The sequence below is a fragment of the Ruegeria sp. genome, assembly GCF_028066395.1.
Classification (GTDB): domain Bacteria; phylum Pseudomonadota; class Alphaproteobacteria; order Rhodobacterales; family Rhodobacteraceae; genus Ruegeria.
In genome coordinates this window covers 10,657-25,441 of sequence record NZ_JALCBM010000011.1, presented here as the reverse complement: position 1 = coordinate 25,441, position 14,785 = coordinate 10,657, and the positions used below count along the sequence as shown (strand labels likewise).

The following is a 14,785-nucleotide window of genomic DNA, read 5'->3' as shown; positions in this document are numbered from 1 at the left end:
CAAGGCGAAATTCGCGCCCCGGTGGTGATTGACGCCACTTACGGCCTGCTGGCGGGCAAGGGTGCTTTGGGCACCCGGTTGGGCTTCAAATATGAGCTGGCCGAGGTGGCGCTGATCGACCCGCCGCCCGCGCTGTCGGGCTATGGCGTCACGATGATGGATGGCCCGTTCTTTTCCACCATGCCGTTCCCGGCGGATGATGCCTATTCGCTGACCCATGTCCGCTATACGCCGCATCAGGCCTGGCTGGCCGGGCAGGCCCCACCGCAGATCACCCAGCACAGCCATTGGCTGCACATGCTGCGCGACGCCAGCCGGTATCTGCCTGCACTGGCCGAGGCCCGCTGGCGCAAATCGCTTTATGAAACCAAGACCGTCTTGCTGCGCAATGAACGAGACGATGGCCGCCCCATCCTGCTGGATCAGGACCCGCGTCATTCGGGGCTGATGGTGGTCATGGGCGGCAAGATCGACAATATCTATGACCTGTTCGAACGGCTGCAAAGCGACGGCGGACTGGCGGCCCGCGCCGACACCCGTTTCATCGACAAAGGGTGCCAAGCATGATCCGGGGGGCGGAATTCGGGCAGGTGATCCGGTTCTTCGTCACTGCGTGCGGAGGGCTGATCCTTGATCTGGCCGTCGCCAGCGCCCTGATCATCGTCTGGAGCCTCAGCGATCCTGTGGCGGCGCTGATCGGGTTAGGGTTCGGGATGGTGTTCAACTATTTCACCCACCTGTTCTGGACATTCCGGGGCCAGAACCAGCGCCCCTCGTTGGGCCATTTCATCCGCTTTGCTGTCGGGGTCGGCGTGGTGCTGGTGGTGCGCATCGCCGTCCTGTGGTGGTTGGAAACACAAGGCCTGCAGGCCTATCTGCATCCGACCGTGCGGCTTGGCATCGCGGCGGGCCTGTCCTTTGCTCTCAGCTATCTGATCTGCAGCAGGCTGATCTTCAGAAACCGGACCTCGGGGTCCGAGGGTCTGTTCTGATGGGCGGGCGGGCTCAGATCATACTAAGCCTTCTGGCGCTGGCCCTGTTGGTGGCCCTGCTGGCCGTGGTGCCGAGGTTGGTGCCGCCGGACCCGAACCTGCCCAATGTCGCCGCCCTGCGCGGCTACAACATCAACCTGGCCTGGATATTGATTTTCCTTTGGGCCGTGCTGACCATTCTGGCCGCCAGCCTGATCCGGCTGACCCCTGTCAAAGCGCCCGGCACGCCCGTCACTACACCCATCTCCGCAATGCAACGCTGGGCCGAGCGATTGGTGGTGACACTGCCCGCCCTGCTGGTTTACTGGCCCGCCGCCCTCGCCCGGTTTGGCCCGCATGTCGAGGACACCTATTTCCTCACCGCCCTGCACCGCATGTCCTGCGGACAGCAGCCCTATCAGGATTTCGAGTTTCTATACGGCCCGCTGATGATCGCCCCGGCGGGGATGCTGATGGGGGATGTCTTCACACCCCTGCCCTATTACACGCTATATGCAGGGCTGCAGGCGGGGTTGCTGCTGATCATCATGGCGCTGCTGCAACGTCTGATCCCACAAACCGGCAAGCGCTGGCTGGTCTTTATCCTGCTGTTGCCTTTCTGGTTTGACGTGCTGCTGGGACTGAACTGGATCGGCTGGCGTTATCTGGCCGCACTGGTCGCGATCCTGCTGCTGGCCCGCGCGCCGAAGGACATCAAAACGGTTTTGGTCACTGCAACCCTTCTGGGCCTCGGGGCCGGGTATTCCCATGAATACGCCATCGCGGGGCTTGTCGCTTCGATCGCCATTCTGGCACTGGATGGCTGGGCGCGACCGGGCGCGATGGTCCTGCGCATGGGCGTTCTGGTGGTCGGAGCAGTGGCCGTTTGGTCCGTCGTCACGCTGTGGGCGCTGGGCGATCTGTCGGCCTATCTGAACCTGACCGCACAAGTGATGGCTCGCGCCAGTCAGGCCGGGTTGGGGCAATTCGCCTTTGGTTGGAGCCTGCATACGCTGACCCTATTCGCCCTGCTGGCTGCGGCCTGCGTTGCGGCCGGCTCGGGCCTGCGAAGACTTCCGCAAATACAGGCGCAAGAGGGCGATCTGTTGTTGCTCGGCACCGGGGTTTTCGCCGTCATCACGCTGAAAATCGCGCTGCAAAGGGCGGATTTCCTGCATATGGCCGTGCCTTTCGTGCCGCTGATCCTGATCTGGCTGGCGGGCCGCCCGATGGGTCTGTTCACAATCTCTCCGACCTTGCAACGGTTCGGCGTTGTCCTGATCGTTCTGGCGGCGCTGGCGCAGATGGCCGGTCACCTGCCGCTGGGCCGCTGGGTCCTGCCCAGCGCGGCGCGAGGGCTGTATCACGAGGTCACGGGCCGCGCACAGGTGGGCAATATCGATGCGCGGGGTCCAACGACCCAAAGCCTGCGCAGCACGGCACAACCGGATCAGGTCACACTGGCCGCGCGACTTGCGGAACCGGATCTGAGGGCAAGGCCCGTGCTGTTCTATGGCGGGTTGTGGAAATTGGCCCCTGAAACCGGTGTCTGCCCGGCAGGCTTTTCTTTCTATGATATCCTGTATTCCGACGACCATCGCCCTCTGGCAGCGACGGCCCAGACCGAGGGGCTGATCGTCGTCATCCACGCTGATGACCTTGCCGCCCTGCGCAAAGAGGCGCAAGCTGACACACGGCCAGACACGGGGCCGAGCCTGCAGGCTTGGATCAGCGGCGATACCGCCTCTCAATCGGCGCTGGAAACAGGCATTGAATTTCGAATGTGGCAACAGGCATTGGGTGAAATTTTGGCAAAAGACTTTGTAATAAAAGAACAATCTGGCCCTTACCTGTTGATGGAGCGCGGATCATGACCGACTCCCTTCTGTTTTCCATCATCATGCCCGCCTATAACGAAGAGGACGTGATCGAGGACACGATCCGCGACCTCTGCCAGCATCTGAACGAGACGGCGTTTCATTACGAACTCATCGTTGTCGATGACGCCAGCAAGGACCGGACTGCGGAAATTCTGAAAGAACTGGTCTGGGAGTTTCCCAACCTGCGCGCCGTACACAATCCCGGCCCCAACGGGTACGGGTTCGCCATCCGCAAGGGGATCGAGGTCTACAAGGGCGACGCGCTGGTGGTGGTGACGTCGGATGGGGCGGATTCTCCGGCGGATGTGGCGGCCTATTTCAAATGCATCGCGGAGGGCGCCGATTGCGCCTTTGGGGCCCGGTTCGGGCCGGGCAGCACGGTGACCGGCTATCCTCCGGTCAAGCGCGTGGTCAACCGGATGGCAAACACCCTGATCGGCTGGATGGTCCGCGCGCCCTATCGCGACTTTACCAACGGGTTCAAATGTTACCGCCGGGCCGTGGTTGATGACATGCAACCCCTGGTCGCCGGGCAGTTCAACATCACCATCGAGATGTCGCTGAAGGCCGTTCTGGGCGGCTGGAACTATGCCGTTGTGCCCAACGACTGGCGTCAGCGGGATGGCGGGGAATCCAGCTTCAGCATCCTGAAACTGATCCGGCCCTATGGCGCGACGCTGCTGTTTTGCCTGTTGCGCAATTACCTGATGTCGGTGCGCAGGTAACGCTGATGGAGCCGCTGCGCATCGCCATGGTGACCACCTTCTACCCGCCGTTCAATTTCGGTGGCGACGGGATTTACGTCCAACGACTGGCCCGCGCCCTGACCCGGCGCGGCCATCATGTCGAGGTGATCCACGACACCGATGCCTATCGTCAGCTTTCGGGGCGGACACCTGACATCCCCGAGGATGACGGCATTCCAGTTCACCGTCTGGGCTCTCGCTTTCCTTTGCTTGGCTCGCTCACTGTGCAACAGACCGGGCAGCCGGTGTCGCATAAACGCCGGTTGCAAGAGCTGCTGACGGATCGGTTCGACGTGATCCATTTCCACAATATCTCACTTATTGGCGGGCCGGGCATCTGGAAGATCGGCACCGGGATCAAGCTGCACACCGCGCATGAGCACTGGATGGTCTGCCCCTCGCACATCCTGTGGCGCGACAATCGCGAGATTTGTGACGAACGCCGCTGCCTGCGCTGTGTGCTGCGACACGGGCGGCCCCCGCAGCTGTGGCGCGCCACCGATCTGGTCGCGCGCGAGGCGCGGCATGTGGATGCGTTCCTGATGCTCAGCCAGTCCTGTCTGAACAATCACCGCCAGTTCGGCTTTGCCACGCCCGCGCAGGTCGTACCCTCGTTCCTGCCTGACGCGCCCGAGCTGCCGGATATGCCCTCGATCCACCCGCGCCCGTTCTTCTTTTTCGCCGGGCGGCTTGAGGTGATCAAAGGCTTGCAGGACGTGATCCCTGCCTTTGATGACGACCTTCCGGCGGACTTGCTGATCGCAGGCGACGGGGATTATGAGCCCGAATTGCGCCGCCTCGCCCAGGGCCGATCCAACGTGCATTTTCTGGGCCGCCTGCCCCCCGACGATCTGCGCCGCTATTACCGCGACGCGCTGGCCGCCATTACACCGTCGCGCTGTTATGAGGTCTTCCCGCTGGTGGTACTGGAGGCTTTTCGCGACGGCACCCCGATCATTGCCCGCGATCTGGGGCCCTACCCCGAGATCGTTTCGGCCACGGGTGGCGGCGTTCTGTTCAGCACGACCGAGGATTTGCGAAACCACCTGCGGGCCTTTGCAACCGATCCTGATCTGTCCCCGACATTAGGGCATAAAGCTTGTTCAGGATTTGAGGACAATTGGCAAGAAGACGTCGCATTGAACACTTACTTCAAGGTGATAAACCAGCTTCGAACAGCACGATAACAGATATCCTTGCCAGACGGCGAAACCAACAATACAAAGGTTAGGATGATATTTTCCTATTTAAACCCTAAGTTTCTTACTGGCGTTTGGGCAGCGCAGCCTTGTTCAGAAAATCAACCGAATACCGGGTGAATTTTCCTAATTGTTGACAAATTTCTCCGACAGAATTTCCCCAAGGTAACGAGTCGCGTGAAACCGGCTTGGTGAGCAATGAGTGAGGGCGCCTTGAAGGCCGTATTTTGTGGTAACGAAGTTCTTGTATTGCAATGCGCGCAGGCCTTTCTGGAGTCTGGCGGTGAGATCGCTGGCGTAGTGACCCGGGATGAACGGGTGCGGAGCTGGGCACGGGACCGGGATTTGCCGGATTTGGGCCATCCGCAAAGCGCTCTGCCCGATGATCTGGACTGCGATTATCTGTTCAGCATCGCCAATACCGAAATCCTGCCTCGGGCGCTGACGGCCCTGCCCCGATATTCCGCGATCAATCTGCATGACGGTCCCCTGCCCGCCCGCGCCGGGTTGAACGTTCCGGTCTGGTCGATCTACGAAGGCCAACCCCGCCACGCGATCACATGGCACGAGATGACGGCGCATCTGCGCCCCGAGCGTGCGTTTCTGATCCGCGAATTCGACATCGCCCCGGATGAAACCGCCTTCAGCCTGAATGCCCGCTGCTATGAGGCCGCGCTGGAAACCTTCCCCGAGTTGCTGGCGCAATTGCGCGACCAGAGCGCACCGTCAATCATTCTGGCCGGGACGGGCCGGGTCTATTCCCGTTCAATGCGCCCCGAGGGTTGCGGCATACTGGACTGGCAGAAACCGGCAGCCGATCTGCTGCGGCTGATCCGGGCACTGGATCATGGAACCTACCGGAACCCGGTGGCCTTGCCCAAACTGTGGACGGGGCATCGCCTGTTCGCCGTGCAAAGCGCCGAGGTTCTAGGCCCGGCCTCTGGCGCGCCGGGGCAGGTTCGGGCGATCTCGGAAGGGGCGCTGACGGTCTCCTGCAGTGATGGCGATCTTGTTCTGCGTGGGGTGCAAGGCCTGAACGGACAGCCTTTGACTGGCGTGGATGTGGGGCAGATTTTGCCGCCGCTGGATATGGACGACAGCGCAACCGCAGATGTCGCCCGGGCCGAGCCCCGTTGGGCTGCCGCGCTTCTCGCGGCACGTCCGGCCCTGCCACCTTACCCGCACCAGACCACGCTGGAAGGGTCGGCGGTTGGTCAACAGACAGCTGACATTTTGCCGGGTCAATCCGATCTGACACCGGAACAGTTGGCCACTGGCTGGATCGCCTGGAATGCCGGGCTGACCGGCGCGGATAGCGCATCACTGGCGCTGCGCGTCGATGCACAATCGCCTCTGCAGTCGCAATACCGTCCGCTGACCTTGCAGATTGATCCACAAGCCAGTGCGGCAGATGCACTGTCCGGGATGCAGGACATCTGGACCGAAACGGTTAACGCCGCCTCAATGGCCGCAGACCTGCCCCTGCGTATGGGTGCCCAGCACGACAAAGCTTTGCTGGCGCTGAGCGTTGTATTGGACCTCGGCTCGAACCCGCCGGACGACACGACCGATCTGACCCTGCGCCCTCCGCAAGGTGATCAGCCCGCACAACTGTCAGCCCGTCCCGGTCTGTTCCCACCCCACGTCGTGGCCGCAATCGTCCGGGATTTCAGCCAGTTTCTGCAAGCCTTCCTGACCAAACCGGACAGCAAGCTGAACACCCTGCCCTTGGGCACCCCAACACCTGCCAACCGACAGGCAGAACCCATCACCGGCCCCGATTGTGTCCACATGGCGTTCCGCCAGCAGGCCACCGCAACGCCGGACGCCATCGCGCTGGAAATCCGCGGGCGCCAGTTCACTTTCAAAGAACTGGATCGCGATTCCAACGCACTGGCAGCGGTTCTGCAAGCACGAGGGGCGCAGCAAGGCACGATCGTCGGCCTCTGTCTGGAACGCAGCGCCGATTTGGTCGTCGCGATGCTGGCGATCCTGAAGACCGGCGCGGCCTATCTGCCGCTTGATCCGTCCTACCCCGAGGATCGCATCACCTATATGGTCCAAGACAGCGAGGCGGCGCTGATCGTCTCCAGCCCGTCCGCCGCAGCCCGGCTAGCGCTGGACGCCGACCGCACGATCATGGCGTCCGAGCGGGATTATGACGCTGTGTCGCCCAACGATCCGGGCCATGCAGATGATCTGATGAACCTGATCTATACCTCGGGCTCCACCGGACGGCCCAAGGGGGTGATGATTCCGCATCACACGGTGATGAACTTCATGACCGGTATGGACGAAATGGTGCCTCTGCGTCCCGGCGCGCGGCTGTTCGGCGTGACCTCGGTCTCTTTCGACATCTCGGTGCTGGAGATCTTCTGGATTCTCTCACGCGGGGCCACGCTGGTCCTGCAAAGCGATGGCGCCAGCGAAACGGTGCTGCCTGATTTTTCGCTGTTTTACTTCGCGTCCGAGGCCTCGGGCACCGGCCATCACGCCTATCGCCTGCTGTTCGAAGGGGCCAAGTTCGCCGACACCAACGGGTTCAAAGCGATCTGGACGCCCGAGCGTCACTTCCACGCCTTTGGCGGTCTCTACCCCAACCCGGCCATTGCCGCCGCGACGCTGGCCGGGATTACCGAAAATGTCGAACTGCGCGCCGGATCGGCGGTGCTGCCGCTGCACCATCCCGTGCAAGTGGCCGAGGATTGGGCGCTGGTCGACAACCTCTCGAACGGGCGCGCCGGGGTGGCACTGGCCTCGGGCTGGCAACCGAATGACTTTATCCTGAACCCGGGCACATTCGCCGACCGCAAAGAGGTGATGTCCAAAGGCATCGACACCCTGCGCGCGCTGTGGCGAGGTGAGACGCAAAGCTTTCCGGGCCATGACGGCGCGCCGGTTGATCTGGAAATCCACCCTCGCCCGGTGCGCGGCGACATCCCCCTGTGGCTGACCGCAGCGGGCAACCCGGCCACCTTTGCCGAGGCCGCCCGGGCCGGTTGCGGTGTGCTGACCCACCTTCTGGGCCAAAGCTTCGAAGAGGTCGCCGAGAAAATCCGCGCCTATCGCGTGGCATGGCGCGCCGCCGGGCATCCGGGCAATGGGCATGTCGTTCTGATGCTGCACACCTTCGTGTCCGAGGATGAGGACAAGGTCCGCGACCTGGCCCGCGAACCGATGAAGCAGTACCTGCGTTCATCTGTCGATCTGCTGAAAAAGGCATCCTGGACCTCACCCCTGCTGGCGGAACGGTCCCGCGATTCCGGCATGAACCCGCAGGAGATGTTCGAAAAGGAAGAGCTGAGCGATGAGGAGTTGGACGCGCTTCTGGATCATGCATTCGAACGCTATTACCGGACCTCGGGCCTGTTCGGCACGCCTGATAGCGCGGGCGAGATGGTGCGCAATCTGGCACAGGTCGGCGTCGATGAAATCGCCTGCCTGATCGACTTTGGCATCGACACCGATATCGTTCTGGAAAACCTGCCGCATATCAAAACGCTGATGACGCGGCTTGAGGAAGAAGGCGGTGTGGACCGCAAGGCGACGGTGGCCGAAGAGATCTCCGCCAGCAACATCACCCATCTGCAATGCACCCCGCCCATGGCCTCACTGCTGGCGGCGGATGACCCCGGCCGCGCGGCGCTGGCGCAGTTGGAGGTGATGATGGTGGGCGGTGAGGCATTCCCGCCCGATCTGGCCCGTCTGATCCGTGATGCCATGGCCTCTGACGGGCTGTTGTTGAACATGTATGGGCCTACCGAGGCGACGATCTGGTCCTCGGTGGCGCGACTGGACAATCCCGGGGCGCTGATCCCTCTGGGTGAACCGATCACCAATACGGTGCTCAGCATCCGCTCGGCCAGCGGGCGCGAACTGCCCGATCTGGTGGAAGGCGAGCTGTGGATCGGCGGTGAAGGCGTCGCCAAAGGTTATTGGAAACGCCCCGATCTGACCGCTGAACGCTTTGTGGACACGCCCGAGGGGCGGTTCTATCGCACCGGTGATCTGGTGCGGCGCGGGGCCTCGGGTCAGTTGGAATTCCTGGGCCGGATGGACACGCAGGTGAAAATCCGCGGCTACCGGATGGAACTGGGTGAGATCGAGGCCGCTCTTGGGGCCCTGTCCGGCGTCCGGCAGGCAGTGGTCAACGCGGTCGAATTCGCACCGGGTGACACCCGCTTGATCGGCTATGTCACTCCTGCGGGGCCTGCCCCCGATACGGCGGCGATGATGGCTGAACTGGCGCGCGAACTGCCGGACTTCATGCTGCCCTCGCAGATCGTGGTGCTAGAGGCGATGCCACTGACACCCAATGGCAAGATCGACCGCAAGGCGCTGCCGAAACCCATGGTCGAACAGGTTGAAGATGGCGCCGCCGCCGAAACGGATTTCGAAGCCGCCATCGCCACCATCTGGGCCGAGGCGCTGGACGTGCCCAGCGTACCGGTCACGGTGAATTTCTTCGATCTGGGCGGGCATTCCCTGCTGGTGGTGCAGCTGCGGCGGCGGTTGCAGGACAAGCTGGGGCTGGATGTGGCGGTGACCGACATCTTCCGCTTTCCCACCGTGCGCAGACTGGCGCAGCATCTGGGACAACCGGAAAGCGGCCCGGCCAACCGGCCAAGCCCGGCGGCCAGCCGGGGTGCGGCACGGGCGCAGGCGCGGCTGGCCCGAACCAGGCAAAGATGACACATTAGGAAACGCGGCATCCGGGGATGGGATACGTGACGAACGAGACGACAGATACATTCGACAACCGCATCGCGATCATCGGTCGCGCAGGTCGCTTTTCCGGCGCGCCGGATATCGATGCCTTCTGGACCATGCTGTCCCAGGGCCGTTCCGGCGCAACCCGCCTGTCAGATGCCGATCTGCTGGCCCGGGGGGTCAGCCGCAAGCAACTGGCCGATCCGAACTATGTGAAGGTCGCGCATATCCTGCCGGATATGGAGATGTTCGACGCGGGCTTCTTCGGCTTTTCCCCGCGCGAGGCCGCGATCCTTGACCCCCAGCACCGCCACTTCCTGCAATGCGGGTGGGAGGCGCTGGAAGACGCCGGATGGATGCCGGAAAACTTCGATGGCCGGATCGGGGTTTATGCTGGGTCGGGCATGCAAAGCTATCTGCCTTACAACCTGCTCAGCAACCCTGATCTGGTGGAAGAGATCGGCCTGTTCCTGCTGCGCCATACCGGCAACGACAAGGATTTCCTGACCACCCGGCTGTCCTATCTGCTGAACCTGACCGGCCCCTCGGTGGCAGTACAGACGGCCTGTTCGACCTCGCTGGTGGCGGTGCATCTGGCGGCCAGCGCGTTGCTGAACATGGAATGCGACATGGCACTGGCGGGTGGCGTAACGATCGAGCTGCCACACCGGGTCGGCTACGGCTTCTCGCAGGGCGAGATCCTGGCCCCAGACGGTGTCTGCCGCGCCTTTGACGAAGACAGTCAGGGCACCGTGTTCGGCTCGGGCGCTGCGGTGCTGACCCTGCGCCGCTATGCAGATGCGGTACGGGATGGCGATGACATCAAGGCCGTCATTCTGGGCACCGCGATCAACAATGACGGGATCGGCAAGGCCAGCTATCTGGCACCCTCGGTCGACGGGCAGGCCGAAGCTGCCGCCGAGGCGCTGGCCGTCGCCGGGCTGCAGGCAGGCGACATCGACTATATCGAAACCCACGGCACCGGCACGCCCATCGGCGACCCCATCGAACTGAGCGCATTGCAAGAGGTCTACGGCACGGCCCCAGCCGGCGGCATCGGTATCGGCTCGGTCAAGACCAATATCGGACATACGGACACGGCGGCGGGCGCGGCGAGCCTGATCAAGGTGGTCGAAAGCCTAACCCATGAACGCCTGCCCGCCAGCCTGAACTTCAAAACCCCCAACAGCCGCTTTGATTTCGCCCGCAGCCCGTTTCAGGTTCAGGCACAGGGGCGCGGCTGGTCGCGCGGGCAGCGTATCCGCCGGGCCGCCGTGAACTCTCTGGGCGTGGGCGGCACGAACGCCCATGTGATTGTCGAGGAAGCCCCGCAAGCTGTCGCAACCGCCGAGGATAACGACTGGCGTCTCTACCCGCTTTCGGCCCGCAAAGAGGGCGCTTTGAACGAACTGCGCGGCAAATGGGCGGATTTCCTGTCCGAGACTGCGCCAACGGGCGCAGACATCTCGAAAACCCTGCGCGAGGGTCGCCGCGCCTTTCCCGAACGCTTCGTGGCCGCCGCGCGTAACCCGCAAGAATTGCAGGCGCTGATCAAGGCAAAGTCAAACCCGCTGACCGCACGAGGCCGGGCCGGGGCGGATACGGACACCACGCCCGAAATTGTGTTCCTCTTCCCCGGTGGCGGCGCGCAATATCCCGGCGCGGGGACCGAGATGCGGCAGCACTCTAAGGTCTTCGACGCGGCGGTGGCCGAATGCTTCAAGGCTCTGCCCGACACTGCGCCCACTGATCTGGAAGAGATGATGTTCGCGCGGGACGCGTCGGATGCCGAGGCGTCAGCCAAGCTATCCCGGTCCGACTACGCCATCCCGGCGCTGTTCATTCTGGAATACGCCTATGCGCAGTTGTGGAAGTCCTGGGGCGTCACCCCCGACCTGATCTTCGCCCACAGCGTCGGCGAATATGCCGGGGCCGTTGTGGCAGGTGCAATGACGCTGCGCGATGCGCTGAAGATCGTCACCCTGCGCGGACAGGTCATGGAGGCCGCCCCCGAAGGCGCGATGACCACCGTCCCGTTCAACGAGGCTGAGACGCAGGAACTGATCCAGCGCACCGGGGCCGAACTGGATATCGCCGCACTGAACCTGCCCGACCGGACCGTCGTGTCCGGCCCGCTGAACGCCATCGAACGTCTTGAGGCTGAGCTGTCGAACCAGGACCACGACGTGCGCCGCATCCATATCGCGGTCGCCGCCCATTCCCGGCAATTGGACGGTCAACTGGACCGCTTCCGCGCCGGGTTCGAAGGGGTGCAGTTCTCGGCCCCGCAAATCCCGATCATCTCATCGCTGCGCGGGGATATCGCGCAGGAAGGTGATCTGGCCTCGGCCGACTACTGGGTCCGTCATCTGCGCCACACCGTGCGGTTCACCGACGCGACCCGTCAGGCGCTGGACGCGCCGGGCCGCATCGTGATCGAGGTTGGCCCGGGCCAGACCCTCGGCCCGCTGATCGAGGCGATGGACGCGCCAAACCAACCTCGCGCGATGCTCTATTCCGCGCCTTCGGTTCGTGAGCCGCGTGATGAATTTGGTGTGATGCTGACCGCCTTTGGCGCGCTGTGGACGCACGGGGTGGATATCAATTGGACCAGAGCCCTGCCCGCCGGTGGCCGACGCATTTCGCTGCCGACCTATGCCTTCGACAAGACCCGTCACTGGATCGAACCGGGTCATGGCAAGGACCGGGAAGAAGACAGCGACCCGCTGAACCTGCCGCGCATCACTCCGATGGAAAACTGGTTCGAGACGGTTAAGTGGTCCGAAATGGCTGCGGCTTCTATCCCTGCAAATGCGTTGCAAGCAGAGCCATGGCTGGTTCTGGCGGGCTCTGACGATCTGTCGGCGACCGCCTTGGACACCCTGTCCCGGAACGGTGCGACGATCACGGTGATCACTGCAGGCACCGCCTTCGAAGAAACCGAGGCCGGGTACAGCCTGCGCCCGGACGCGACCGAAGACTTTGAAACGCTGTTCGAAAAGATCGGTGCCAGCCTGCCCGCCCGCATCCTGTCGCTGTGGCCGCTATCCGGTGACGCGGCCTTTGACAGCACCTATCTTCTGGCTCGGCTGATCCAACAGGCTGACTGTGGACACACTCGTCTGGCGCTGGCAACACGTGGGGCCATCGGGCCGGGCGCAAACAAACCAGAACTGGCGACGCTTACCGGCATCATCCGCGCAGCCCCGCGTGAGATACCGGGGCTTGAAGCGATCCAGATTGATCTGGACCCGACGGACACCGAAACGGCTGATGAAGCCCAGCAATTGCTGGACGAGGTTTTACAGACGGACGCAGAAGACAATGTTGTCTGGCGCAACGGACGGCGATTGATACGCCGCCGGGTCTCGAACCCGACCACGCCCGCAGTTCAGGCCGCCCGGCTTCAACCCGGCGGTACATGGCTGATCACCGGCGGCACTGGCGGATTGGGGCAGCAAATGGGACGCTGGCTGGCCGAGACCTGTCAGGCCAAAGTCGGGCTGCTGTCGCGGTCGGGCACCGAGGATGAAGCCCTTGCCACCCGTATCCGTGCGGCTGGGGGCGATGTGATGTTCATCAAGGGAGATGTCACCGACGAAAACGCAATGCTGGCGGCGCTGGCTTATCTGCAAAGCAGTTTCGGCAAGATCCGCGGCGTTATCCATGCCGCCGGACAATTGGATGACGGGCCGATCTCAGTAAAGACACTGGAGGATGCGCAGGCCGTCATCGCGCCCAAACTCAAAGGCGCACAAATTCTGGACCGGTTGCTGCCCGATGGCAGTCTGGACGTGTTTGCGGTCATATCCTCAACCTCGGTCGAAACCGGACCCGCCGGGCAGGTCGCCTATATCGGTGCCAATGCCGCGATTGAGGCCGTGGCCGCCAACCGCAAGGATGGCCTGTCCATCGCCTGGGGCGCATGGCGTGACAGCGGCATGGCGGCACGCATCTTTGGGCATGGCGAACACAAGGCACGTTCGGGCGACCACCCGCTGTTGGGCCGCCGCCGCGACGATCCGGACGGTGCAATCGTCTTCGAACGTCTGATGCATCCGCAGGACGACTGGGAAATCGCCGGTCATGTGGTGGCGGGCCTGCCGGTTCTGCCGGGCACCGCCTATATCGAATTGGCGCAGGTCGCAGCCGCCGAGGTTCTGGGGTCCGCCCATTTCGAAATCTCGGCGCTGTCCTTCAATCAACCCATGGCGTTTGCCGAAAACCTGCCCCGCCTGATGCGCATCTCGCTGACGCCGGATCAGGGTCGGTTCGATCTGCAGATCAGCAGCCAACTTGGGGCCGGAGACAGCCCGGTGGATCATGCGCAGATGCAAATCCAGACCGTGCGCAAGGCAGACCGGCAATTTCCGCGTGATTTGGTCGCCATCCCTCAAATGCAGGCCATCGCGGCAAATGATCAGGTTAAACAGGACGACCTGATCGCCTTTGGCCCGCGCTGGCAAACCTCTGGCCCGGCGCGCAAATCCGGGAACTGGAGCGAAGGCCAGTTCACCCTGCCCGAGGACTTTCTGACCGACCTGCGCGACCATCCCCTGCATCCCGGTCTGCTGGATATGGCGGCAACCGTTGGCCTGAACGTGCTGGACCGCGACCCAACCGCACCGCTTTACGCGCCGATGTCGGTGTCCCGGATCAGGGTCTTTGGCCCGCTCAGCCGGGACATCACGGCGCAATCCGTCAAGGTGGCCGAAACCCGGGGCCAATTCGCCGCCTTTGATGTCGTCATTCGCGACGCGGCGGGCACCGTACTCATGATCCTCGAACATCTGGCCCTGCGCGCCCTCTCGCGCGAGGCGCTGGCGACCGCCCCCGCCCCGGCGCGGTTGGGCGATCAGTTGCTGGCCACCGGCATCCGCGATGCCGAGGCGGACGCGCTGTTCAGCCTGATCTTTGCGCAGGAAAACCGCCATCAGGTGATCTCACCCATATCGCTGGATCTGGTGAAACTGGCCATGGTCGAGGCCCGCCCGAAACCGAAACCCCGCGCCGACCGGGCACCGTCCGACAAATCTCAGATGGGTCCGCACAGCGCTCGGGTCGCCGGTATTTGGGAGGATATTCTGGGTGTCGACGATATCCAGCCCGAGGATGACTTCTTTGACCTCGGCGGTCATTCACTGAACGCGGTGCGTCTGTTCGCGCGCATCCGTCAGGAATTCGATGTCGGCCTGCCGCTTGCCACCCTGTTCGAGGCCCCCACTTTGGGTGCCCTCACCGATCTGGTTCTGGAAACCGCCGGGCTGACCGAGGGCACG

The 14,785-nt window shown here is 63.1% G+C and carries 6 protein-coding genes and 1 pseudogene; all 7 read left to right on the top strand.

The window, feature by feature from the left end; translation table 11 throughout:
- Positions 1-567: pseudogene (locus tag MPJ51_RS05580) on the top strand (FAD-binding oxidoreductase); the annotation flags it as partial.
- On the top strand, positions 564-992 hold the full coding sequence (locus MPJ51_RS05575; RefSeq protein ID WP_298382985.1) for a GtrA family protein: 429 nt from the start codon (positions 564-566) through the stop codon (positions 990-992). The pseudogene MPJ51_RS05580 and the gene MPJ51_RS05575, both read left to right, overlap by 4 nt.
- Positions 992-2,845 carry a hypothetical protein gene (locus tag MPJ51_RS05570; RefSeq protein WP_298382983.1) on the top strand — a complete coding sequence of 618 codons (1,854 nt, stop codon included), beginning with the start codon at positions 992-994 and terminating at the stop codon, positions 2,843-2,845. Before MPJ51_RS05575 ends, MPJ51_RS05570 begins: the two co-directional genes overlap by 1 nt.
- Positions 2,842-3,576: a glycosyltransferase family 2 protein gene (locus MPJ51_RS05565; RefSeq protein ID WP_298382980.1), complete on the top strand. Its 735-nt coding sequence runs from the start codon at positions 2,842-2,844 to the stop codon at positions 3,574-3,576. Before MPJ51_RS05570 ends, MPJ51_RS05565 begins: the two co-directional genes overlap by 4 nt.
- A gap of 5 nt (positions 3,577-3,581) precedes the next feature.
- On the top strand, positions 3,582-4,784 hold the full coding sequence (locus MPJ51_RS05560) for a glycosyltransferase (protein WP_298382977.1): 1,203 nt from the start codon (positions 3,582-3,584) through the stop codon (positions 4,782-4,784).
- A gap of 225 nt (positions 4,785-5,009) precedes the next feature.
- On the top strand, positions 5,010-9,488 hold the full coding sequence (locus tag MPJ51_RS05555) for a MupA/Atu3671 family FMN-dependent luciferase-like monooxygenase (protein ID WP_298382974.1): 4,479 nt from the start codon (positions 5,010-5,012) through the stop codon (positions 9,486-9,488).
- Positions 9,489-9,523: 35 nt separating this feature from the next.
- Positions 9,524-14,785: type I polyketide synthase (locus MPJ51_RS05550; RefSeq protein ID WP_298382972.1), on the top strand; the 5,262-nt coding region annotated here is incomplete at its 3' end.

Coding starts and splice junctions, on each gene's coding strand:
- MPJ51_RS05570 (WP_298382983.1), top strand. CDS start 992: ATGGGCGGGCGGGCTCAGATCATACTAAGCCTTCTGGCGCTGGCCCTG.
- MPJ51_RS05560 (WP_298382977.1), top strand. CDS start 3,582: ATGGAGCCGCTGCGCATCGCCATGGTGACCACCTTCTACCCGCCGTTC.
- MPJ51_RS05575 (WP_298382985.1), top strand. CDS start 564: ATGATCCGGGGGGCGGAATTCGGGCAGGTGATCCGGTTCTTCGTCACT.
- MPJ51_RS05565 (WP_298382980.1), top strand. CDS start 2,842: ATGACCGACTCCCTTCTGTTTTCCATCATCATGCCCGCCTATAACGAA.